The sequence below is a fragment of the Bacillus sp. LJBV19 genome (assembly GCF_017797845.1).
GTDB classification, from domain to species: Bacteria; Bacillota; Bacilli; order Bacillales; family Bacillaceae; genus Bacillus; species Bacillus velezensis.
The window spans coordinates 1,088,230-1,109,171 of sequence record NZ_CP072563.1 but is presented as its reverse complement, the minus strand read 5'-3'; the positions used below and the strand labels follow the sequence as shown (position 1 = coordinate 1,109,171).

The 20,942-nt window shown below is 47.9% G+C and carries 24 protein-coding genes and 1 riboswitch; of the genes, 12 read left to right on the top strand and 12 right to left on the bottom strand.

Annotated elements, in window-relative coordinates; genetic code table 11:
• Positions 1–11: 11 nt before the first annotated feature.
• The 3 genes from argC to J6600_RS05615 form a co-directional block, all read right to left on the bottom strand.
• Positions 12–1,049 (bottom strand): N-acetyl-gamma-glutamyl-phosphate reductase, encoded by a 1,038-nt coding sequence (gene argC / locus J6600_RS05625; protein WP_014417398.1) that lies wholly within the window; start codon positions 1,047–1,049, stop codon positions 12–14.
• Positions 1,050–1,215: 166 nt separating this feature from the next.
• A complete protein-coding gene (locus J6600_RS05620; RefSeq protein ID WP_003155082.1) occupies positions 1,216–1,758 on the bottom strand; it encodes an MFS transporter in 543 nt (180 codons plus the stop codon).
• Positions 1,755–3,191, bottom strand: coding sequence for an FAD-binding oxidoreductase (locus J6600_RS05615; protein ID WP_209388088.1), 1,437 nt, complete (start codon positions 3,189–3,191; stop codon positions 1,755–1,757). Before J6600_RS05615 ends, J6600_RS05620 begins: the two co-directional genes overlap by 4 nt.
• Before the next feature lie 205 nt (positions 3,192–3,396).
• On the opposite strand from J6600_RS05615, the gene fosM reads away from it, so the two are divergent.
• Positions 3,397–3,819 carry a FosM family fosfomycin resistance protein gene (fosM, locus tag J6600_RS05610; protein WP_209388327.1) on the top strand — a complete coding sequence of 141 codons (423 nt, stop codon included), beginning with the start codon at positions 3,397–3,399 and terminating at the stop codon, positions 3,817–3,819.
• A gap of 108 nt (positions 3,820–3,927) precedes the next feature.
• Here the strand turns inward: fosM and J6600_RS05605 are convergent, their stop codons facing one another.
• Positions 3,928–4,236 (bottom strand): metal-sulfur cluster assembly factor, encoded by a 309-nt coding sequence (locus tag J6600_RS05605; RefSeq protein WP_003155088.1) that lies wholly within the window; start codon positions 4,234–4,236, stop codon positions 3,928–3,930.
• 62 nt (positions 4,237–4,298) lie between these two features.
• Complete coding sequence (locus J6600_RS05600; RefSeq protein WP_007409140.1) at positions 4,299–5,066, bottom strand: prolyl oligopeptidase family serine peptidase; 768 nt, start codon at positions 5,064–5,066, stop codon at positions 4,299–4,301.
• Positions 5,067–5,186: 120 nt separating this feature from the next.
• Between J6600_RS05600 and J6600_RS05595 the strand changes: the two genes are divergently transcribed.
• The 3 genes from J6600_RS05595 (at position 5,187) to J6600_RS05585 (ending at position 6,431) form a co-directional block, all read left to right on the top strand.
• Positions 5,187–5,999 (top strand): Cof-type HAD-IIB family hydrolase, encoded by an 813-nt coding sequence (locus J6600_RS05595; protein ID WP_007610550.1) that lies wholly within the window; start codon positions 5,187–5,189, stop codon positions 5,997–5,999.
• An 85-nt stretch (positions 6,000–6,084) separates the two neighbouring features.
• Entirely contained in the window at positions 6,085–6,234 is a 150-nt protein-coding gene (locus J6600_RS05590) for a hypothetical protein (RefSeq protein ID WP_003155094.1), read from the top strand.
• Positions 6,234–6,431, top strand: a complete 198-nt coding sequence (locus J6600_RS05585) for a DUF3813 domain-containing protein (RefSeq protein WP_003155097.1) — start codon at positions 6,234–6,236, stop codon at positions 6,429–6,431. The genes J6600_RS05590 and J6600_RS05585 overlap by 1 nt, the downstream gene beginning before the upstream one ends.
• Before the next feature lie 36 nt (positions 6,432–6,467).
• Here the strand turns inward: J6600_RS05585 and J6600_RS05580 are convergent, their stop codons facing one another.
• The gene (locus J6600_RS05580) at positions 6,468–6,929 is read right to left on the bottom strand and encodes a BsuPI-related putative proteinase inhibitor (RefSeq protein ID WP_017417434.1); all 462 of its coding nucleotides are present in this window, start codon (positions 6,927–6,929) and stop codon (positions 6,468–6,470) included.
• 14 nt (positions 6,930–6,943) lie between these two features.
• Positions 6,944–7,786: a YitT family protein gene (locus J6600_RS05575; protein ID WP_007610547.1), complete on the bottom strand. Its 843-nt coding sequence runs from the start codon at positions 7,784–7,786 to the stop codon at positions 6,944–6,946.
• A gap of 125 nt (positions 7,787–7,911) precedes the next feature.
• Here J6600_RS05575 and J6600_RS05570 point away from each other — a divergent pair, with 125 nt between their 5' ends.
• Positions 7,912–8,763, top strand: a complete 852-nt coding sequence (locus tag J6600_RS05570) for a DegV family protein (RefSeq protein ID WP_014417393.1) — start codon at positions 7,912–7,914, stop codon at positions 8,761–8,763.
• 48 nt (positions 8,764–8,811) lie between these two features.
• On the top strand, positions 8,812–8,934 hold the full coding sequence (locus J6600_RS05565) for a hypothetical protein (protein WP_003155105.1): 123 nt from the start codon (positions 8,812–8,814) through the stop codon (positions 8,932–8,934).
• Positions 8,935–8,982: 48 nt separating this feature from the next.
• On the opposite strand, the gene cypC is transcribed toward J6600_RS05565, so the two are convergent.
• The 4 genes from cypC to J6600_RS05545 form a co-directional block, all read right to left on the bottom strand.
• Entirely contained in the window at positions 8,983–10,233 is a 1,251-nt protein-coding gene (gene cypC, locus J6600_RS05560) for a CYP152 family fatty-acid peroxygenase CypC (RefSeq protein WP_061862063.1), read from the bottom strand.
• A gap of 132 nt (positions 10,234–10,365) precedes the next feature.
• Positions 10,366–12,015, bottom strand: a complete 1,650-nt coding sequence (locus tag J6600_RS05555; protein WP_209388087.1) for a methyl-accepting chemotaxis protein — start codon at positions 12,013–12,015, stop codon at positions 10,366–10,368.
• On the bottom strand, positions 12,012–12,989 hold the full coding sequence (locus tag J6600_RS05550; protein WP_209388086.1) for a BMP family lipoprotein: 978 nt from the start codon (positions 12,987–12,989) through the stop codon (positions 12,012–12,014). The genes J6600_RS05555 and J6600_RS05550 overlap by 4 nt, the downstream gene beginning before the upstream one ends.
• A 171-nt stretch (positions 12,990–13,160) precedes the next feature.
• A complete protein-coding gene (locus J6600_RS05545) occupies positions 13,161–14,057 on the bottom strand; it encodes a CvfB family protein (protein ID WP_209388326.1) in 897 nt (298 codons plus the stop codon).
• A gap of 99 nt (positions 14,058–14,156) precedes the next feature.
• On the opposite strand from J6600_RS05545, the gene J6600_RS05540 reads away from it, so the two are divergent.
• The 4 genes from J6600_RS05540 to J6600_RS05525 all read left to right on the top strand — a co-directional run bounded on the left by J6600_RS05540 (position 14,157) and on the right by J6600_RS05525 (position 18,175).
• Positions 14,157–14,648: a YajQ family cyclic di-GMP-binding protein gene (locus tag J6600_RS05540; RefSeq protein ID WP_012117263.1), complete on the top strand. Its 492-nt coding sequence runs from the start codon at positions 14,157–14,159 to the stop codon at positions 14,646–14,648.
• Between the two features lie 100 nt (positions 14,649–14,748).
• Positions 14,749–14,870: riboswitch (SAM riboswitch) on the top strand.
• Positions 14,871–14,959: 89 nt separating this feature from the next.
• On the top strand, positions 14,960–16,801 hold the full coding sequence (locus J6600_RS05535; protein WP_014417388.1) for a bifunctional homocysteine S-methyltransferase/methylenetetrahydrofolate reductase: 1,842 nt from the start codon (positions 14,960–14,962) through the stop codon (positions 16,799–16,801).
• Positions 16,802–16,883: 82 nt separating this feature from the next.
• A complete protein-coding gene (locus J6600_RS05530) occupies positions 16,884–17,324 on the top strand; it encodes a GNAT family N-acetyltransferase (RefSeq protein ID WP_209388085.1) in 441 nt (146 codons plus the stop codon).
• A gap of 224 nt (positions 17,325–17,548) precedes the next feature.
• Positions 17,549–18,175, top strand: a complete 627-nt coding sequence (locus J6600_RS05525; RefSeq protein WP_209388084.1) for a pentapeptide repeat-containing protein — start codon at positions 17,549–17,551, stop codon at positions 18,173–18,175.
• A gap of 7 nt (positions 18,176–18,182) precedes the next feature.
• Here the strand turns inward: J6600_RS05525 and pdxR are convergent, their stop codons facing one another.
• The gene (pdxR, locus tag J6600_RS05520) at positions 18,183–19,625 is read right to left on the bottom strand and encodes a MocR-like pyridoxine biosynthesis transcription factor PdxR (RefSeq protein WP_209388083.1); all 1,443 of its coding nucleotides are present in this window, start codon (positions 19,623–19,625) and stop codon (positions 18,183–18,185) included.
• A 125-nt stretch (positions 19,626–19,750) separates the two neighbouring features.
• On the opposite strand from pdxR, the gene J6600_RS05515 reads away from it, so the two are divergent.
• Both J6600_RS05515 and J6600_RS05510 read left to right on the top strand, forming a co-directional pair.
• On the top strand, positions 19,751–20,359 hold the full coding sequence (locus tag J6600_RS05515; protein ID WP_014417385.1) for a LysE/ArgO family amino acid transporter: 609 nt from the start codon (positions 19,751–19,753) through the stop codon (positions 20,357–20,359).
• 53 nt (positions 20,360–20,412) lie between these two features.
• On the top strand, positions 20,413–20,907 hold the full coding sequence (locus tag J6600_RS05510; protein ID WP_209388082.1) for a DinB family protein: 495 nt from the start codon (positions 20,413–20,415) through the stop codon (positions 20,905–20,907).
• Positions 20,908–20,942 lie beyond the last annotated feature (35 nt).

Below are 20,942 nucleotides of genomic sequence, written 5' to 3'. Positions count from 1 at the left end.
CCTCTTTCATTCTATGGATAGACTGGCGTCATCGTAAGTCCCGTTTCTTCCTGCCAGCCATTCATGATATTTAAATTTTGAACCGCCTGCCCTGCGGCGCCTTTCATCAGATTATCTATGACAGAAACGATGGTGGCACGGTTTGTTCTTTCGTCCACAGTGACACTGATATCACAAAAATTGCTGCCGTATACCTCTTTCGTCGCCGGAAATTCACCTTCCGGCCTGATTCTGACAAAATATGAATCTTTGTAGAATTCGGAATACAATTCTCTTACCTGTGCAGCAGACATACCCGGGGGAGCCTCCGTATACATCGTCGCCATAATGCCCCTTGTCATCGGCGCCAAATGAGCGGAAAACGTGATCGGGCCTGTGCCGGGCTGCCAAGCCGCTAATTGCTGTTCAATTTCCGGAGTATGCTGATGCTCATTAACCTTATAAATTTTGAAATTATCATTCAGCTCAGAATAATGAGTGCCCATGGATGCTTTTCGGCCGGCGCCGGATACGCCTGTTTTCGCATCAACAATCAGAAATGAATCTTGTAAAAGCTTATTCTTCGCCAGCGGGGCGAGCCCGAGCAGCACAGCCGTCGGAAAACATCCCGGATTGGCAATCAGCTTTGCAGTCTGAATCTCTTCTTTTTGCAGTTCAGCTAAACCGTAAACCGCGCTTTGAATCGTTCCTTTCGGAGCGGCCTTCCGCTTATACCACTTTTCATACACGGCCGGGTTTTGAATCCGCAGATCGCCGGATAGATCAATGACCGGGATGCCCGCCTCCGCCAGCTTGGGCGACCACTCTCCGGAGACGCCGGGCGGCGCGGCTATGAACATGACATCAATTTCGTTTCGGATCGTTTCTATATGAAGCGGCTGAAGTGATTGTGACGCTATATTCCTCAAATGCGGATATGAAGCGGCATATTCTTTCCCTTCGTCGCTCGATGAATATAATATACAATCCTCTGCATAAGGGTGATGGTTAAGAATCCTGACAAGTTCGGCGCCTCCATAACCAGTAGCGCCTATAATACCTATTTTCAACGGGTTCACCTTCTTGGTTTTTGTGAAATTATTTAACATTATAACATGAATAAAAATTAATTCAATTGTATATTTAATATTTTTTCATTCGTTTTCCATCTGTTTTCGCTGACAAAAAACCCCCTCTCGATCGAGGGGGTTTCATAAGAAAAACAGGCTGATCGGATCAGCCTGTTTTTTTCAGCATCATCAGCCCGCTTATAAAAAACAGTACGGAGCTGGCGTAAAAAATAATATAAACCGTAAAGAAATCAGCGAGAAACCCGCCGAGAATAATGGCAGCAGCTGAAAATACGGCCGTCCAGAAATGATAGCTGCCGACTTTTTTTCCCCGCTCCCCGCCGTCGGTGTAATCGGCGATCATGATTTTCTCGCCGTGTTTTTGCATCGCGCCGAACAGGCCCAAAAGCACCTGCACAACATAAACCTGGTGCACGCCGGTAATGTGCGGGAGCGTCAGAAGAAGCACCGCCATCCCCCACGAATTTGCCATAAGGAACCAGCGGGGGTCCAGTCTTGCCGACAGCCGGCCGAGCAGCGGATGAATCAATGCGCCGCTCAGGCCGAACAAGCCGTATGAGAGACCGAATTGCGTGTAGCTGGAACCGATGTTTTTAATAAATAAAATATAAAACGGAAAGATCAGGCTGCCGGCAAAAAAGACACTGCTCTGAGACAGGATCAGCCATTTTAAATGGTTGTGTTTCATGATTTGTACCTCTGATAAAAATAATTCATAAACAAGTCGTCCGGATCATATTTGTGTTTTTTCTGAAAGAACATATCGCTTTTCGGATATGCCTCGCGCATCTGCTCTTTCGTTTGATACAGCATATACGGGAGATAATAACTGCCGCGGTGGCGCAATGCCGTATCCGTCATTTTTCTGACAATCCGCGCCGCACTCGCCTGGCTGTCTTTTGAAAACCCTTCATTGATTAAAAGGACGAGTGAAAACATGTCTTCCTTTGCGTATGACAGATCGGCTTTTTCATTTTTTTGCACGTAGCGGATCGTAATATTTACGAGATTGAGATCTTCATGTGACAGCGTCTCGCGTAAATCATGAATGTACGGCGCAAATTCGCCGACGGGCACGAAGTATTCTTGTAGCACGTCGGTGTTGTCCGTGTTTTCATATTCCAAAAATTTCGACTCTGACCGCATGACATTGTTCCTGGAGACTTTCACGCCGTTTTGGCTGAGAAAATAAGACTGCTGGGTTGACCAGAACCAATTTCTGCCCCAGTCATACCGGCGGGAGAGGCCGAGCGCGAATTTCGTCAGCGCCGGATGCTCATCTTCTTTCAGTTCATTGTGCCGCTTTAATTCTTTCTGATTGTCTGAGAGCGTGTAATCAGTCACATACATATCGCGCAAAAAGCCTTTATCCCCTGTTGCGATCCGTGCGAGATGCATGCGCACGGCGGGGTTGCGCTGAACATGCTGCGTAAAATATTGACTGTATGTATCAGCGTTCATGCGTTTCGTTTTCATTTCATAAAGCTCATCATCCGTCAGCTCAATATCCGCGTCAAGGATGACGCCGAACAGGCCGTAGCCGCCGATGACGGCTGAAAACAGGTCATCTTTCGGAGTAACGGTGATGACTTTGCCGTCCGCCTTTAAAAGATGAAACGATTTGACCGTATCAATCAGCGAACCGTACCGGATATCCCGGCCGTGGGCGTTGGCGCTCAGTGAGCCGCCGATCGTAAAAATGTTTTGCGATTGCATGACTTTTACCGCGAGCCCGTACGGATTGACATAGCGCTGAATATCATTCCACGTCGCTCCCGCCTGCACTCTGATGATTTTTTTCTTTCGGTCGAGACCGAGTATTTTGTTGTAGCCCGTCATGTCGAGAACGATACCGTCTTCATAATACGTCTGGCCGCCCATTGAGTGCTGGGCGCCTGCGATTGAGATCTTCAGATGCTTTCTCTTTGCTTCCTTAATGGTTTCGATCAATGTTTCTTTCTCTTTTCCTTTGACCGTCTGCTTAATTTTCACGGGCATGAGACGGCTGACATCCGTCATTGTCCCTGCCTGCTGCTCCGGCTCTTTGTGAAAAGCGGAAACAGCGAACAGCGCCGTATAAACAAGAATGCTAAGGATAATGAGAAGTAATTTTTTCTTCATGGGTTCCTCCCTCGCATGCAGCCGGTCTATTATATCATGCCTTACGTCCGTTTTTTTCCTTTTTAACCCGATACCGGAAAACACACGGCATAAAAAATCCACAGAAATCCTTAAAATGATTTTTTAGTCAGTATATAATCGATATATATGCAGATGTATTACCAAAGGGATTGTTTAAAACAAACTTGTAAATGAGGTGGGGAAAATAAACATAAAAGGAATCAATCATCTTCTTTTTTCTGTTTCAAATTTGGAAAAATCTATAGAATTTTATGAAAAAGTATTTCATGCACAACTCCTGGTTAAAGGGCAAAAGACAGCATATTTTGATCTGAACGGGCTTTGGCTTGCACTTAACTTAGAGGCGGATATACCAAGAAATGAAATACATAAATCTTATACGCATATGGCCTTTACAATTGACCCAAAAGATTTTGATGCAATACATCAAAGGCTAAAAAATCTAAATGTAAATATATTAAATGGGCGTCCCAGGGATAAACAAGATCAAAAGTCAATTTATTTTACTGATCCCGATGGGCATAAATTTGAATTCCACACAGGCACACTCCAAGACAGACTGTCCTATTACAAAAAAGATAAAACTCATATGAAATTTTATATATAAAGGTTTGTTTGCGATCCAAAACAAACCCTCACTGTCGCTTATATGCAGACAAAAGAAAAGCACCTCCAAACTTTAGGATGTACCTAAAATCCGAGGTGCATTTTCTTATTACTGAATCCCTAATGCGATTTTTGCGTAGCGTGACATTTTGTCTCTTGTCCACGGCGGATTCCAGACGATGTGGACCTCCGTCTCTTTTACATCCGGAATGTCGGCGAGCGCTTTTTTCACCTCGTCGACGATGATCGGAGCGAGCGGGCACCCCATTGATGTCAGTGTCATCGTAACGTGCGTCAGGCCGTCGTCATCCATATCAACGTCGTATACAAGGCCGAGATTGACGATATCGACGCCGAGCTCAGGGTCAACAACCTGCTCCAAGGCGCCCATGATGTTTTCTTTTAATGCTTCTTCCACGTTCCATCACTCCTTTTTCCTCAGTATAACGTAAAAGCGGGTTTTGTTAACACCTTTGTGCTTTATAAATGCTTATCGAACCAGGCGACGGTTTCTAAAACGGCGTATCTCGGGACTTTATGGTCAGCCCGTTCGTCTTTCAGAAACTGAAGATGGTCAGGCCGGCTGCTGTAATGAGGTTTAATCGTTTCATAAAAGCCGCGGGTCGGTGCGTACGGAACGACTTTGTCTTGAACGCCGTGCCAGAACAGCAGCGGGCGGCTCCGGAGTTTTTCCGGTTCCAGACTGAGATCGAACGGTTTGAGCCGCGCAAACAGTTCATCGACCTGTTCTTTTGTGACGTCAATGTCGATGTCCTGCTTTTGAATGTGGTCAATCTGCTGCTGAAAAAACGCCGTATAGTTCGGGCTTCCCATCAGGCTGACGCCGGCTTTGACCCAATCATACGCGGCCATCGCGCCGAATGTCGTAATTCCGCCCATTGACGTGCCCGCAAGACCGATCCGCCCGTCTTCAATCAGACCGCGCGCTTCAAAATCCTTTTTCAGCACGTCAAGCTCCTCGATTTCATTTAATACAATGTCCCAAAAATGGACGGCGAGCTCTTCTGCTGACAGCTGTTCAGCGCGTTCACCGTGGTAAAGAGCTTCCGGCAGCACCGCCCTGAAGCCCTTTTCAGCAAGCAGGTAAGCGAAATGAAGATTATGCTCCTTCGCGCTTGTAAAACCGTGAATAAAGAAAACAAGGGGAGCGGGACGGTCCCGATTTTCTTCTTTTACAATATGTAAAAACGGAATGCCTGATACGGTTTGATGATCAATAAGAATCACGTTGACTCCCTCCTTAGGATAACCATAATCATAAGTGTAACATGTAGACAATAAAGATGGTAAAAAGCTACACTGTACATAAGAGAAAAACAGCAAATTACATGACAAAAGGAGTTATTTATGGAGACAAAACCTTACCTCATCGCTTTAGATCTGGATGGAACCTTATTAAAAGATGATAAAACCATTTCCCCTGAAACGGCGCGGACGATTCAGACGCTGAAAGAAGCGGGTCATCATGTCTGCATCTCAACCGGCCGCCCTTTCCGTTCCAGTTCGATGTATTATGACGAGCTCGGGCTGACAACGCCGATTGTCAATTTTAACGGGGCATTTGTCCACCACCCGAAAGACGAGTCATGGGGACGATACCACACGTCCTTATCTGTCGATGTGGTCAGACAGCTTGCCGAACTTACAGAGACCTATCAAATACATAATGTGCTCGCTGAGATCATTGATGATGTGTACTTCCATTATCATGATGAGCATTTAATTGAGGCGTTTCATATGAATACGGCGAATGTCACATTCGGCGATCTGCGCGAAACAGTCCAAGAGGATGTGACGTCCGTATTGATTCACGCGAAGGAAGAGGACGTCGCGGACATACGCGCGCATTTATCCGATGTGCACGCCGAGGTCATTGACCACAGAAGATGGGCGGCTCCTTGGCATGTGATTGAAATTATTAAACACGGGATGAATAAAGCGGTCGGCCTGAAGAAAATCAGCGACTATTACCAAGTGCCGAGAGAACGGATCATCGCGTTCGGCGACGAAGACAACGATCTTGAAATGCTCCGATTTGCCGGGTGCGGCGTAGCGATGGGAAACGGCACGGATGAAGTCAAACAGGCCGCCGACCGCGTCACGGGATCAAATGAAGCGGACGGAATCGCCGAATTTTTAAAATCCTATTTCTCCCTGTGAGGTTTTGCCGCTCATAACAAAAAGCCTTCCGCCCATACTAAAACAGACGACTCATCTCGTCTAAATATGGAAGGGGGACATTGCAATGGGTAAACGAAACAAATCAAAACGGTTTATTCAGCAAGGCAAGGACTCTGTCAGTCTTCATGACGCAAGATTTCCATATCGGTCTACATTAGAGGAAGCACAGCATGATGCAGCAAAAGATTCGGCTGAAAGGCAGGTTGACTTTTAATGAGAAACGAACTGTTTTCTCAAGCCAAGTCATTTGTCCAGCAGGCCGTCATGATTGCTAACGGTTTCGAAGACGGCGATCAGGAAAAAGCTGTCTCACGCGCCAAAAATGCCGTGTCTTCCGCGTACGCCAATTCGACGGATGCAGAACGTCAGCAGCTGCACCAATTTCAGGATCAGCTGGAGAAATTGCAATAAAAAAAGGCGCCCCGTTTACACGAGGGCGCCGCTTTTTTATTTCACTTCAAATGTTTTTACCGTTTTCAGTCTCTTTCCGATCTGATCGGACTTCCCTAAAAACGTCACCGTCACCGTGTATGTTCCCGGACCGGGCACGTTCTTCCACACATCTGAAAAGTCATACGTTTCATTCGGCATTAAAGTCACGGTTTGAAACGCCTGAGTAAACATTCTGTCTTTTGAATAGCGGTACAGTTCTTTGTGATGTTGGTCATGTACGGTCAATTCGAATTTCTGCCCAGAGCTGAATGTGAAATCGATCGGGCTGCCGCTTTTGTTTTTTAAAGACATTTGAAATTCGATCTGCTGATCCGTCTGCACAGGGTTTACGGCTAATTCCGCTTGCTGTTCATTCATCTCTCCGGATACCTCCTCAGCGGGCTCCTTCTGCCCGGATTGACTGCTGCACCCGATCAATAAAATGACCGGTAATAACAGGCCAAACAGCCACTTCATTCTATCCGCTCCTATCAGTCTTTTCTGAAGAAACCAAAGATCCCCGTCGTTTGCACGATGTTTGTGAAGGCTTTCGGGTCGACTTCTTTCACGATTTTCTCAAGGTCATACAATTCGTACCGCGTGATGACGATGATCATCATTTCTTTCTGTTCGTTTGTGTAAGCGCCTTTTGCCGGCACCGTCGTAATGCCGCGGACCATTTTCCCGTAAATCGCTTCTTTGATTTCATCGGCTTTTTTCGTAACGATCATGGCGGTCAGTTTCATGTGGCGGGTGTGAATGGCGTCAATCACCCTTGTTGTGACATACAGAGCGACAAGGGTATATAATGCTTTCTCCCATCCTTGCAATAATCCTGCCGTCAAAATGATAATCCCGTTCAAAATGAAGAAATATGTGCCGACCGGTTTATCCTTCCATTTGGCCAGCACCATCGACACGATATCAAGACCGCCTGTCGAAGCGCCGAATTTCAGCGTTAAACCGATGCCGATAGCTGAGATGACTCCTCCGAATACGGTATTCAGAAGAATATCGTGCGACAGTCTCATTTCCGGGAGAATTCCCATAAAGACGGACGTCATCGCTACGCTTAATATGCTGTATACGGTGAATGATCTGCCGACTTTCAGCCACCCTAACACACCGATGGGAATGTTTAAGAGGAACATGAGAACTCCTGTCGAAATATAAAAGGGGGCGTATTGATCAACGACGCTTGACAGCAGCTGGGCGACACCGGTAAAACCGCTGGCATATACATTCGCCGGTATCAGGAATAAATTCAGTCCCGCCGCATACAGAAACGCGCCGATGACGACGATTGCTAATTTTTTTGCTTGTTCTAGTACCATGGCTTGCTCCTCCGCTCATTTTCATTATTAGCTTTTCCCTTAAAACAAAGTTTTGAACACTATTTTGCCACATTTATATGATATAGTTGGCATCACTCTCACCAATCGGAAAGAAGGGAATTATGATGACAGTTCACCTTATTGCTGACAGCGCCTCTGACCTGCCGAAATCTTATATTGAAGAAAACCGGATCGGGTTCATTCCGCTGCACGTAACACTTGACGGAAACGAATATGAGGACGCGGTCACCATTCAGGCGGATCATATATTTCAAGCGATGCGGGACGGGAAAGTTCCGAAAACATCCCAGGCATCACCGGATACGATAAAAAAAGTATTTTTACAATACGCGGAACTGGGAGAACCGGCGATATACGTCGCCTTTTCCTCAGGTCTTTCCGGCACCTATCAGACGGCCGTAATGATGGCCAATGAAGTAAAAGAGGAATTTCCCGATTTTGATTTACGGATTGTAGATTCCAAATGCGCTTCATTGGGCTGCGGCCTCGCGGTGATGCACGCGCAAACACTCTGTGTTAACGGGAATACAATACAAGAAATCGAAACGTCTGTAAAGAGCTTTTGCGCACGGATGAAACATATATTTACGGTCGATGATGTCGCTTATCTCGCGCGGGGCGGCAGAATTTCAAAAACGTCCGCTTTTGTCGGGGGGCTTTTGAACATCAAACCGATTCTGCATGTGGATGACGGCAGGCTCGTGCCGCTCGAAAAATTGCGCGGACAAAAGAAACTGTTTAAACGGATTATAGAAATGATGAAGGAAGAAGGCGGCGATTGGGCGGATCAAACCGTGGGAATCAGCTATGCAGATAACGAGGAGACGGCGCTTCGGATGAAGGAAATGATTGAAGAAGCGTTCCATCCGAAAGAGATCATTCTTCATTCAATCGGCTCTGCGATCGGCGCCCACTCCGGGCCGGGCACGCTCGCGATTTTTTTCCTGAAGCCATAATTTCAATGCGGGCGGGCATCCTAACGGACAGAAGGGAGGCTTTGCCGCATGAAAGATGATGACAAAAAACCGTTGGACAATAACGCCGTAAATCAGAAAAAGAACCGGCTTGCCGAAAAAAACCGGCAGGCGGGAAAAAACCAGAATTCCAAAAAACCGGACCATCTGTAAAAGCAAAACAGCCCTCTTGTGTATGAAGATAGAGGGCTGTTTTTTGTTCTATATGCGTCTAACATCACTTATCACGAATCCGCTTTCAGGCAATGCCGGCATTCTGGACAGGCTGAAGCTCAAATCTTGGGACGGAACATCGTACTCTATTTCATTGGCAAGAAACGCAAGGGAAGTTTTCATGACTTCCACGGTCATTCCCTCACCCGGACAGCGGTGGCCGTTAGCCGGATCACCTCCGCCCTGGGGAATGAAATCAAATTTATTTTCCTCCCGCCCCTGAAAACGTTCCGGGCGAAATTCATTCGGATTCTCCCAGAGCCGGGAATCATGGTTTGTCCCATATAGGTCAAGCATGACGGATGCACCCTTTTTAAACTCACAGTTCTTCCATACGAAATCTTTTTTCACAACGGCTCCTAAAAACGGGGCAAACGGGTAATACCGCCGAACTTCATGTGCAAATCTTTCGGCCTCCTGATCATCTCTCGATCTCAGTTTGCCCCGATATTCAGGGTAATCATGCAATGCAAGAGCTGAAAACGTAATGAAGTAAGAAATGGCGGCAATCGGGCGCAGAACATTAATAAGCTCAACAGCAGCCATGTGAGAATCAAGTCTGTTCCCGTCAAGTTCTGTATGAAAAGCCATTTCATACAAGGCTGAGCCCTCCGGCGTTTGCAGCTTGCCGGACCGCACATCCTCAATGACCTCCTCTATCCATTTCTCCGTTTTCAGCCTCGCCCTTCTGCCTTTCCAATGACGCGGTCCGACAGCGCCGAATGCGTCTACCATATCGGTGAAATCCTCTGCCCGCTCTTTCACTTCTGAGTCTTTCAGCGGGACGCCGGCCCACTCACAGGCAGCCCGGCACAGCACTTTCTTCGCTTCATCAAAAAGGACAATTCGGTTTGAACCCTCCCACATTTCCGCAGATGCTTTCCACTGTTTTGCCACCGCTTCCGCAAGCCGTTTTTGCCGGGGCGGCGTCATCAGCGACATAAATAGAAGCTTCCTGTGCTTATGCCGTTCACCGTCCATTGCCTGGATTGCCCCTGTTCCGAATAACGTTTTCTGCACCCGTTTGGGGAGGGCCTGCTGCCGCTGAAATCGTTCTGTGTCATAAAAAAGCTTTGCGGCTTCCGCTCCGCTCATACAAATGAATGTCTTCCCTAATAAACGGGCGCGAAACACATCTGAGCGATAAGTCTCCGCTCGGTTTTTCACAAATACATAACCATCGCGTAATAAAGCCAGACTATTATCAAGACCCTTTTCATGCGGAATTTGTTCATCCATCCCGATTCCTCCCTTCTTTTTTCACCTTTCACGAAAAAGAATAAATATAAACACATGTATATTCAGTATTTGTGTTTCATTCAGAAGTTACTCATGTCAGGCTGCAAAAATCAGGGGCGGGGCAAAAGCCCGTTACAAAGTAAACCGGCGGACCTGATCGTTTAACCGCTCTGTCAGGCTCACCAGATTATTGACGCTTTCCGCCATTTTATGAAAAGAAGACAGCTGCTCAAGCGCGGAGGCAGAAATCTCTTCGCTTCCTGCAGCCGTTTCCTGAACGACGGCGCTGATGCTTTCGGCATGATGCAGCACTTGCTCACCAAGCTGTTTCGATTCGATGATCCGTCCATCCAATTGAGTAAGCTCCGCTTTAATATGGGCGGCTTTTTGTTCAATATGGGCGAATGATTCTGACGTTTTCTCCATCAGCTCCTGCTGTCTGTCCGCTAAAGCGACGCCGGTCGTGACAGCTCCGGTAATAGACGTGATGCCGTCTTCAATTTGCTTTACCATATCGAAAATCTGCGCTGTCGCTTTGGCTGATCCGTCTGCGAGCTTCCGTATCTCCTCGGCAACGACGGCAAATCCTTTTCCGGACTCGCCTGCTCTGGCCGCCTCGATTGCGGCGTTTAATGACAGCAGATTGGTCTGGCCCGCAATGTCAGAAACGGTCTGCGCCATCATACTGATGCCTGCCGCATGTTCTATGAAGAGATCGGCGGCTTCGGAAATCTCTTTTGATGTCTCATTGCTTTTATCAATGGCTTGCTTGGTCTCGGCTAAAGCACCGCGCCCCGCAGCCACCGCCGCAATCGTCTCTTCGCTGCTTCTCGTCGTTTGTTTTGAACGTTCGGCGTTCGCCTTTGAATGTTCATCCATTTGTTCAATGAATTGCACCGCATGCTGCAGATCTTCTGAAATGGTTTGGGAGCCTTGGGCCATTTCTTCCGTTGACACGGACACCTGCTCGGTCATGTCCTTCAGCGTCTGGTTTTCCTTCGTCAAACCTTCCGCAAAAGTCTCGACTTCACGGCCGACCTCTCCGATCGCCTGAATTAAGGTGCGGAGCTGTTCAGCCATCATTCCGAATGAGTCATTCAGCTCTTTCAGTTCGTCCTTCCCTTTATAATCAAGCATTTCAACAGCAAGGTTCCCTCCCGCAATACGACGGGCATTTTCAGCCATACGGCGTATCGGCCCTGCAATTCTCTTCGTCAGCCTGATGGAAGATATGACGGTAACAGTAAGTATCACGATGGTCAGCACGGCTGCGCTGTAAACGATAAACTGAATCTGGTCAGCCGTCTGCTTCTGCATGTCTTCATAGTGATCCCGGCTTTTCAGATTCAGCATATAAATATCATTCAGAAGACCGTTGATGCGGGCCGCCGTCCTTGTCGCTTCAGCCGGGCTTTTCGAATCAAGAGCAGCGTCCGCCTCCGCCTGCCACGATTCGTATTTTTTGGCGAGTTTGTCATAAGCGGCTTTGTCCGCATCGTCCGTCATCGTTTTTTTGAGCGCCGCCAGTTTGTCTGAGCTGCTTTTCATATAGCTTCGCACATCTTCTTTCTGGGCGTCTGCGAGCGTATAGGAATAGCCGGTGATGCTTTCTTTTAACGTATTAAGGTCAGCTTTTGCTTCCTGGACGTTTAACAGCGCGTCCACTTCATCTTCATTTGAAGCCTGAATCTTCATCATGTTTACGATGGTAAAGCCGATGATGGCGGCGAAGCAAATCATCGTAACGGCTGCGTTAACGAGCAGCCTTGTCCGTAATGTCACTTCAGATCGCCTCCTTTTTCAATCAGACTGTTTTTCATATCCGTGATCTTTTTCGCCAGCCCGCCTGCGTTTTTGACAACTCTGATCTTAGCTAAGTCCATGCCATTTTCCTTCAGTCCGTAAACGATCTCACCGCTTTTGATCTCCTTGTTGTCTTTTAAATCTTTCGCCAATTCATAGATGACATGGTCGACATTTTTCACTAAAGAAGAAATAACGGCGTGCTCGGCGGTGTAATATTGATCGCTGTCAACACCGATGGCGTATACTTTTTGCGCCTCCGCTTCTTTCAGTGCGCCGACTCCCGTGAAGCCGGCCGCCGTAAACAGGACATCGGCTTTTTTTCGGATCATGTTTTGGGCGATGCGCTTCCCGAGCTTATCATCATCAAACGTACCGCTGATGTCCGACAGCACGCGGATTTTCGGTTTGACTGATTCCGCGCCTTTCAGATAGCCTTTTTTAAACCGTTTAATGACGTCGGCATCGGAACCGCCGATAAATCCGATCGTGCCGGTTTTGCTCGTCATGGCCGCCAGCGCTCCGGCTAAGAAGCTTCCTTCATCCTCTTTAAACGTGACGGAGGTGACATTATCCAGGTCTGATACGGAATCAATCAGCACAAACCGCTGCTTCGGATATTTTTTGGCGACCTTTTCTAAATCCGCCTGCATGCTGTAACCGAGCCCCACCACAAGATCATTGCCTTCCCGGACAAGCTGGGTCAGTCCTTTTTCGTATGTACCGGTATCTTTTATTTCCCGATAGTCAAATGTGATGCCGAGCTCGTCTCTCGCTTTCATCAAACCTTGAAAGCCTGAATCATTAAATGATTGGTCGCCGAGGCCGTTGTCTGTCAGCATGATGCCGATTGTTTTCGTTTTTTCGGCCGCCGTTTCCTCAGATTTGCCGGCACATCCCGCCGTGCTGAGCGCAATCAGCAGTACAGCCGCAAATATCGCCATTTTTCTCATTGAAACTCTCCTTTTGTTTTTTTCTATAGTTATATATCGGTTCGGATGTCAGAATATTTTATTTCAATAAAATATGTATGTTCGGCAGGGTGTTAAACAAATGAGGAATATAGCAGCTTTTGAGAAAATAAAAAACATCGGTTTTGGTTCACCGATGTTTTTGCAGAACATTTATTGTTTTTCGTATGTCCAGCCGTCTTCCTGATAGACCTTGCCGTTTTTCATCAGATGCCCGAGCGCCCGCTTAAAGGCGGCTTTGCTTAAATGAAACCGTTCGCGGATATCGTCAGGATGGCTTTTGTCTCCGTAAGGCATCGCGCCGTTTCTTGATCTCAGATAGGTCAGAATCTCTTCCGCGTCAACCGAAAGCGCATCCTGCTTTCTCGGCAGCAGGGACATGTTGACGGAGCCGTCTTCCTTTACCTCGATGACACGCCCTGTCACGCGGCTGCCGAGTCTCGGCTCTTCTTTTCTTTCTGAAGGGTGAATAAACGCGCGGATGCCTTCATCGGTAATCAGAAAAGATCCTGATGCGATCAGTCTGTACACCGTGCCTGTCAGGTCTTTATTCATGACGTCTTCCTCTGCATCCGTAAATAATTCACTGATGATATCCTCAGGCGCCGGCTTGGCAAACATGCGCCCGCGGCTTGTCACCTTCAGCATGCAATACAGTCTGTCTCCTTTTTGCGGCCAGACGGATTTGTACGGAGGCAGGTGCTCCGTTGCGACGAGCGCGTCTTTTGACAGGCCGACGTCGACGAATACGCCCATATCCTCCACAGCGTCCGTCACTTCCACCCATCCGTAGTCATAAAAGCTGATGAGCGGCTTTTTCATCGTCGCCGCGAGTCTTTCCTGAGGATCGACGTAAATAAATACGTCCACTTCATCTCTGTCTTCGATATCCTCTGTGATTTCACTGTTATGTAAAAGAACCGTATCCTCGCCGTCGGTTAAAAAATAACCGAAATCGGTTTGGTGATCTATACTAAGCGTGAGCTGCTGCCCTGGTCTCATGTTATCGTCCTTCCTGATTCGCCCGTATGAGGCTGATGTTTTTCTCATTTTTTCCAATATGCATAAATTCATGCTTTATGCTGTTGGACATTTCTCTTTATTCTACTATAATCAACTCATAAGTGAAATGTTATAGGAGGTTTTCTCATGGCAAAAGAAAGTTCTTTTGATATTGTATCCAAAGTTGAATTTCCCGAAGTGCAGAATGCGATTCAGATGACGCTGAAAGAAATCGGCACGCGCTATGACTTTAAAGGATCGAAAAGCGATGTAACTTTAGAAAAGGAAGAACTTGTCCTGATTTCTGATGACGAGTTTAAACTGAATCAGCTCAAAGATGTGCTGAGCGGCAAGCTGATCAAACGGGACGTGCCGACGAAAAACATTGAATACGGCAAAATCGAAAATGCATCGGGAGGCACGGTGCGCCAGCGCGCGAAGCTTGTCCAGGGCATTGATAAAGACAACGCCAAAAAAATCAACGCGGTGATTAAAAACTCCGGCTTGAAGGTCAAGTCGCAGATTCAGGACGACCAAGTGCGCGTCACCGGAAAAAATAAAGATGATCTGCAGCAGATTATCGCAGCCGTCCGCGGAGCAGACCTGCCGATTGACGTTCAATTTATTAATTTTAGATAAATTATGTGATTCCTATTGATTATTGTCTCTATTTTCGGTAAATTTGGAGAAAGGGATTTTCACAGTTAAGTTTTGGAAACCCATGACAATTACATGAACGTTCTTATCAAGAGAAGCCGAGGGACTGGCCCGACGACGCTTCAGCAACCGGTGTAGTGGTTTACCCAAACCATGACCAAGGTGCTAAATCCAGCAAGCTAAAAACAGCTTGGAAGATAAGAAGAGAGACAAATGATTACAAAGTCTTCTTCTTAAGAAGACTTTTTTTATTTCTCTTTTTTCCTTGCTGAATGTGATGAAGGAGGCAAACAATGGGACTATTACAAGACTTAGAAGAACGGATTTTAATCGGAGACGGCGCGATGGGCACTCTCCTCTATTCCTACGGCATTGACAGATGTTTTGAGGAACTGAACGTATCAAAGCCCGAAGAAATCAAGCGGATACATAAGGCTTACGTGGAAGCCGGGGCAGACATCATCCAGACAAATACGTACGGCGCGAATTTTATTAAGCTCTCAAGATACGGACTTGAGGATGAAACGAAAAAAATCAATCAGGAGGCGGTCAGAATCGCGCGCGCTTCCTCAGACGGCGCTTATGTATTGGGAACGATGGGCGGCATCCGCACCTTTAACAAAAACGCCTACAGCCTGGAGGAGATTAAACGCAGCTTTCGGGAGCAGCTTTATTTATTGCTGCACGAAGAGCCGGACGGTCTGCTTCTGGAAACATACTATGATTTAGAAGAGGCCCGCGAAGTGCTGAAGATCGCGAGAAAAGAAACGGAACTTCCGATTATGCTGAACGTATCCATGCACGAACAGGGCGTGCTGCAGGACGGAACGCCGCTTCGGGAAGCCCTCAGGTCCATTGCCGATCTCGGCGCTGACATAACGGGAATCAATTGCCGGCTCGGCCCGTACCACATGATTGAAGCGCTCACCGAAGTGCCGATTTTCCGTGACGCTTATTTATCGGTCTATCCGAACAGCAGCCTTCCGTCTTTAGAAGAAGGCCGGCTTGTTTATGATACGGACGATGCCTATTTCCGGGAGAGCGCCGTACAGTTCCGCACTCAGGGCGCGCGCATTATCGGCGGCTGCTGCGGTACGACGCCAAACCATATCAGAGCCATGGCTGAAGCGGTCCGCGGACTTTCTCCTGTCACTGATAAAGAAGTGAAAATCAGACGGGAAGAGGAAGTCATCTCAGTCCGTAATGAACGGACCGAACCTGGTTTAAACGAAATCGCCGCTCAAAAACGGTCAATTATCGTAGAGCTTGATCCGCCGAAGAAATTGAATTTTGACAAATTTCTGCAAGCGGCGGCTGAATTAAAAGAAACCGGCATAGAAGCGCTGACGCTCGCCGACAATTCATTGGCGACACCGCGGATCAGTAATGCCGCCTGCGGTTCATTGCTGAAAGAGCGCCTTGATATCCGTTCTCTCGTTCACATTACATGCAGAGACCGCAACATCATCGGCCTTCAGTCACATTTAATGGGGCTGGATACGCTCGGGCTCACCGACATTTTAGCCATCACGGGTGATCCTTCAAAAATCGGCGACTTTCCGGGGGCTACCTCCGTCTATGATTTAACGTCCTTTGATTTGATCAGGCTGATTAAACAATTCAACGAGGGCATTTCTTTATCAGGGAAACCGCTCGGCAAGAAAACGAACTTTTCCGTAGCCGGAGCATTTAATCCGAATGTCCGCCATCTTGATAAAGCAGTCAAACGGCTGGAGAAAAAAATCGAGTGCGGAGCTGACTATTTCGTGTCCCAGCCTGTCTACTCGGAGCAGCAGCTCATTGACATTCATCATGAAACGAAGCATCTCAAAACACCGGTGTATATCGGAATCATGCCGTTAACGAGCAGCCGCAACGCAGAGTTCATTCATCATGAAATCCCGGGCATTAAGCTGTCAGACAGCATCCGCGAAAAAATGGCGCTCGCTGGTGAAGACAAGCGAAAGCAGAAAGCCGAAGGCCTCGCCATCGCTAAATCGCTTCTCGACACGGCGTGCGAACTGTTTAACGGAATTTATTTAATCACCCCGTTTCTCCGTTCTGATTTGACGTCAGAGCTTGCAGCTTATATTAAGCAAAAGGATGAAAAGCGGGCTGATGTATATTTGCATTGACGCGAAAGAAGCCGCCTGATATGACAGGCGGCTTTTTCATGGTACGATACAGAAAAAGAATCAAGCAAAGGAGGATTTTTTCATGGTTGAAGTAAAACCCATCACCGCAGAAGACACATACGCGATCAGACACAGCGTGCTCCGCCCCCATCAGACGGTTGAGGATTGTAAATATGATCAGGACAGCGTCAAAGGAGCCTTTCATCTCGGAGGTTTTTACGACGGAACATTGATCAGCATCGCTTCTTTCTACCCGCAGAACCAGCAGGCTTTACAGGCAGCGCCCGCCTACCAGCTGCGCGGCATGGCGACGCTTGAGGAATACCGGACGCAAAAAGCGGGAAGCACGTTAATCGCCTATGCGGAACGGAAACTGGCAGATATGGGGGCGGCGCTTGTCTGGTGCAACGCCAGATGTCACGTAAAGGGATATTACGAAAAGCTCGGCTGGAAAAGCACGGGCAGCCCCTTTGATATTCCCGGCATCGGCCCGCATGTGATCATGTATAAAGAACTCGCCTGAAACAGACAAAAGCCCTCTTATCAAGGCTTTGTTTTTATCTTTCAGCGGGCCGGATGACGTTCAAACGGAATGAAGCTTTTATAAGCGCCGCTATTGACGCGATCCCGCTTTGATATTACCCTTTGTTCAGTAAGCAACACGCCATTCGGCAAGGGTGGCAGGGGCGAAAGTGATATCTGTCAATTGCCGGTTTCAGCTATTATGTTTAGAAAAGGGAGTATGAGATGAATACGATCCAAAAACCGAAAATCCCGAAAGAATTGCCGATGCTTTCTTTCACTGAAGCACTTCAGGATGAGGAGCTCAAAGAAGTCATCGTTGAAAACGGCATCGTAAACGGCAAACTGGACGGCCTGCGCGCCGATAAAGTCATTTTCAGAAACACCGTTTTTACGGATGTCTCTTTCAGACATATGGAATGTACGGATGTCCTGTTTGACAAATGCGATGTCTCAAACGCTGATTTCAGCGGAAGCATCATCCATAGAACGGCGTTTCAGCATTCAAAACTTCTCGGCTTGAATCTGGCGGATTCCGCCATGCGTCATGTACGGTTTGAAGACTGCCTCGCACATTACAGCTCCTTCAGCTATTCCAATATGAAGCATGTACGGTTTGACACGTGCGGCCTTTCAGAAAGTGAGTGGAATGATGCCGTTCTTGAATACACAGATCTTGACGTCTGTGATTTGAACGGCGCAAACTTCATCGGCACGTCTCTTTTTAATATGGATATCAGCACGTGCACATTTGATCACCTGCACGTCTCGCTTGATAAGCTGAAAGGATGCCGCATCTCTCCGTCTCATGCCGTGACATTCGCAGAAGCGCTCGGAGCCATTGTGACGTGATCTTTTATTAAACGAAACGGCGGGCGATGTCCGCTATCGTTTGAATGCCTTTTTCCAAGCCCGGTAAGGATGCGTATGAATAGGAAAGACGCAGGCTTTGCCGGTCTTCGGGAAGATAGAGAGCTCCCGGATTGATCAGCACGCCGGCCTCCAAGGCACGGGTGAAAAGCTTCTGAACGGCGATTGTTTGATGAAAAGTGACCCAAATGTAAAAGCCCCCCTCCGGCACACGCCACTCCGCAATATCTTCCGCGTATCTTTCAAGAAAACGCAATGCCGCATCTCTCCTGATTTTGAGTTCCTTTCTGAGACGCAAAAGACGCGCTTCATAGCGGCCGCTTGACAGCCATTGACATGCCGCCCATTGAGATAAAGCGCTGGAGCCGTAATCCGTCTGCATTTTAATATCGGCGAGCCTGTCTGCAACCGGCTCAGGGGCGACGACCCATCCGATGCGCAGACCCGGGCTTACGGTTTTTGACAGCGTGCCGATATACAGTACATTCCCCTCACCGTCCATGGATTTTAACGGAGGCGGCGGTTCTTTATCGATCCATATATCACCGTAAGCGTCATCTTCAATGACAGGCAGACGGTGATTTCTTGCGAGCGCGATGAGTTCCTTCCGCCGCTTAAGGGACATTACCGTTCCGGTCGGATTATGGAATGACGGAATGGTGTACAGCAGCCCTGCTTCGTATTGCCGACGGTAAGCGGGAAGATGATCCGTTTTGATTCCGCTCTCATCCATCGGCACTCCCTTAAGCCTGACGCCCGCTGATTGAAACACACGCAGGGAATGGAGGTACGACGGATTTTCAGTCAGCATGACAGAGTTTGGCTTTAACAGCCCGATTGAAATGAGCTGAAGCGCCTGCAGCGCGCCTGAGACGATTACGATGGATGCCGGGGACGCGTGAATCCCCTTTGTTTTCACATGTTCCGCGACGCTTTGCCGAAGCTTCAGGCTGCCCTTCGGCTCTTCATAGCCGAGCGCAAAAATGTTAGTTCCCGCTTCACGGAACAGTTCGGCCATCTCCTTCTCAGGCAGAAGCTCTTGACTCAGCTCACCCGTCCCCAGCCTGATCAGATCCGGACGCGGCTCGTTTTGATTAATGGCCTGAACCAAGGCTGAATTCGGCTGATGACTCCCCGATGTAACGTATGTGCTCCAATCAAGGGGCTTAGCCGCTGCCATGATGCTCCACGTACTGTTGACGACTTTTGTGCCTCCCCCTCTTTTTCCTTCCAGAAGACCTTGGGCGATTAACTCATCAACTGCTGCCGTCACTGTGCTTCGGTTGACCTGAAGCTCCTCGGCGAGTTTTCTTTGTGAGGGAATTTTCGTGCCGATGGTCCATTCGCCATGAAGTATTTTTTCTTTTATATGCTGTTCGATCTGGAGATAAAGCGGTATGTGCGACTCCCGATCCGGACGCCAGCTGTTCATACGTCATCCCTCCTTCTTTATTTATTATACATTTGGCTGGTGCAAGTGCCAGCCAAATGGACGGAGACATCAGCACATAGTGCGGCTACAATGAGATTTAGTTGACGATTGGAGGGTTTTTCGATATGAATGCCATTCTTCACGGAGTGATGCTCGCTTTCGGCCTTATTTTGCCATTGGGCGCGCAAAACGTGTTTATTTTTCAGCAGGGAGCCTGGCAAAAACATGTGTGGCAGGCGTTTCCCGCAGTGATTGCCGCCGCGGTATGCGATACGATTCTCATCATCGCGGCCGTCGCAGGCGTGTCAATGATTATTGCAGAGATTCCCGTTTTTCAGACCGTCATGCTTATAGGCGGCTTTTTGTTTCTCAGTTTTTTAGGCTGGCAGACTTGGAGAAGCAAACCGCAGGCCGAACAGGCGAAAAAAACGGTTTTCTCGGCAAAAAAACAGGCGGTCACGGCCGCCATGGTATCCCTTTTGAACCCGCATGCGATTTTGGATACCGTCAGTGTCATCGGCACAAGCTCCGCCGCCTATCCGGGAATTGATAAATGGCTGTTTGCCGGTGCTTGTATCGCGGTTTCCTGGGTATGGTTCGCCGGACTGGCATTCGCGGGACGGCTCGTCCAAACGGCGGATACAGGAGGCCGGCTCCTCGGCATCCTGAATAAATGCTCGGCATTGGTGATGTGGGGTGCTGCTTTTTATTTTGCGGCGCTTTTGTTTCGATAAAAGGAATTCGGCCAGGTCATGTTGAATGTACGGAAGGTAGAGGGGGAATTGGAATGTCAGACATTTTAAAGCTGTATCACTACCACAGATGGGCAAATGAGCAGGTTATTCAGCATCTGAAGACCCTGCCCGCGGCAAGCTTACAGCAGAAACTGGATAGTGTTTTTCCGACTGTGAACGCCGTGCTTGTGCATATATACCGGGCTGATTACATTTGGCTTCACGTGCTTTACGGAGAAACTTACGAACAAATCGTCTCGCAGTTTGATCCATTTGAAAAGCTTGACGGAGATTTTGAGGCGATTGAACATAGAATGACTGAACTGAACAAAGAATACAGCAAATTTTTAAGAGAATTGGAGAACACGGAAGGCCCGATCTCCATTTCTCATCCGCGCATGGGAACGCTCCGGACGACATATGCCGATGTGATCCGGCATGTTGTGAATCACGGCACATACCATCGCGGCAATATAAGCGCGATGCTTCACCAAATGGGCTATAAAAGCGTGCCGACTGACTACATTTTTTTCTCATACGAATCATAAAAAAGCAAAGGCCTCCCGGGCCTTTGCTTTTTCAC

What these genes read in the sequence shown, in the direction of transcription:
- J6600_RS05580 (WP_017417434.1), bottom strand. Translation starts at nt 6,929, where the DNA reads ATGAAGTGGCTGTTTGGCCTGTTATTACCGGTCATTTTATTGATCGGG.
- J6600_RS05615 (WP_209388088.1), bottom strand. Translation starts at nt 3,191, where the DNA reads ATGAAGAAAAAATTACTTCTCATTATCCTTAGCATTCTTGTTTATACG.
- J6600_RS05545 (WP_209388326.1), bottom strand. Translation starts at nt 14,057, where the DNA reads ATGAGAAAAACATCAGCCTCATACGGGCGAATCAGGAAGGACGATAAC.
- J6600_RS05585 (WP_003155097.1), top strand. Translation starts at nt 6,234, where the DNA reads ATGAGAAACGAACTGTTTTCTCAAGCCAAGTCATTTGTCCAGCAGGCC.
- J6600_RS05565 (WP_003155105.1), top strand. Translation starts at nt 8,812, where the DNA reads ATGAAAGATGATGACAAAAAACCGTTGGACAATAACGCCGTAAATCAG.
- J6600_RS05575 (WP_007610547.1), bottom strand. Translation starts at nt 7,786, where the DNA reads ATGGTACTAGAACAAGCAAAAAAATTAGCAATCGTCGTCATCGGCGCG.
- J6600_RS05620 (WP_003155082.1), bottom strand. Translation starts at nt 1,758, where the DNA reads ATGAAACACAACCATTTAAAATGGCTGATCCTGTCTCAGAGCAGTGTC.
- pdxR (WP_209388083.1), bottom strand. Translation starts at nt 19,625, where the DNA reads ATGAACAGCTGGCGTCCGGATCGGGAGTCGCACATACCGCTTTATCTC.
- J6600_RS05525 (WP_209388084.1), top strand. Translation starts at nt 17,549, where the DNA reads ATGAATACGATCCAAAAACCGAAAATCCCGAAAGAATTGCCGATGCTT.
- J6600_RS05540 (WP_012117263.1), top strand. Translation starts at nt 14,157, where the DNA reads ATGGCAAAAGAAAGTTCTTTTGATATTGTATCCAAAGTTGAATTTCCC.
- J6600_RS05515 (WP_014417385.1), top strand. Translation starts at nt 19,751, where the DNA reads ATGAATGCCATTCTTCACGGAGTGATGCTCGCTTTCGGCCTTATTTTG.
- cypC (WP_061862063.1), bottom strand. Translation starts at nt 10,233, where the DNA reads ATGGATGAACAAATTCCGCATGAAAAGGGTCTTGATAATAGTCTGGCT.
- J6600_RS05590 (WP_003155094.1), top strand. Translation starts at nt 6,085, where the DNA reads ATGGGTAAACGAAACAAATCAAAACGGTTTATTCAGCAAGGCAAGGAC.
- J6600_RS05510 (WP_209388082.1), top strand. Translation starts at nt 20,413, where the DNA reads ATGTCAGACATTTTAAAGCTGTATCACTACCACAGATGGGCAAATGAG.
- J6600_RS05595 (WP_007610550.1), top strand. Translation starts at nt 5,187, where the DNA reads ATGGAGACAAAACCTTACCTCATCGCTTTAGATCTGGATGGAACCTTA.
- J6600_RS05535 (WP_014417388.1), top strand. Translation starts at nt 14,960, where the DNA reads ATGGGACTATTACAAGACTTAGAAGAACGGATTTTAATCGGAGACGGC.
- J6600_RS05570 (WP_014417393.1), top strand. Translation starts at nt 7,912, where the DNA reads ATGACAGTTCACCTTATTGCTGACAGCGCCTCTGACCTGCCGAAATCT.
- J6600_RS05530 (WP_209388085.1), top strand. Translation starts at nt 16,884, where the DNA reads ATGGTTGAAGTAAAACCCATCACCGCAGAAGACACATACGCGATCAGA.
- J6600_RS05550 (WP_209388086.1), bottom strand. Translation starts at nt 12,989, where the DNA reads ATGAGAAAAATGGCGATATTTGCGGCTGTACTGCTGATTGCGCTCAGC.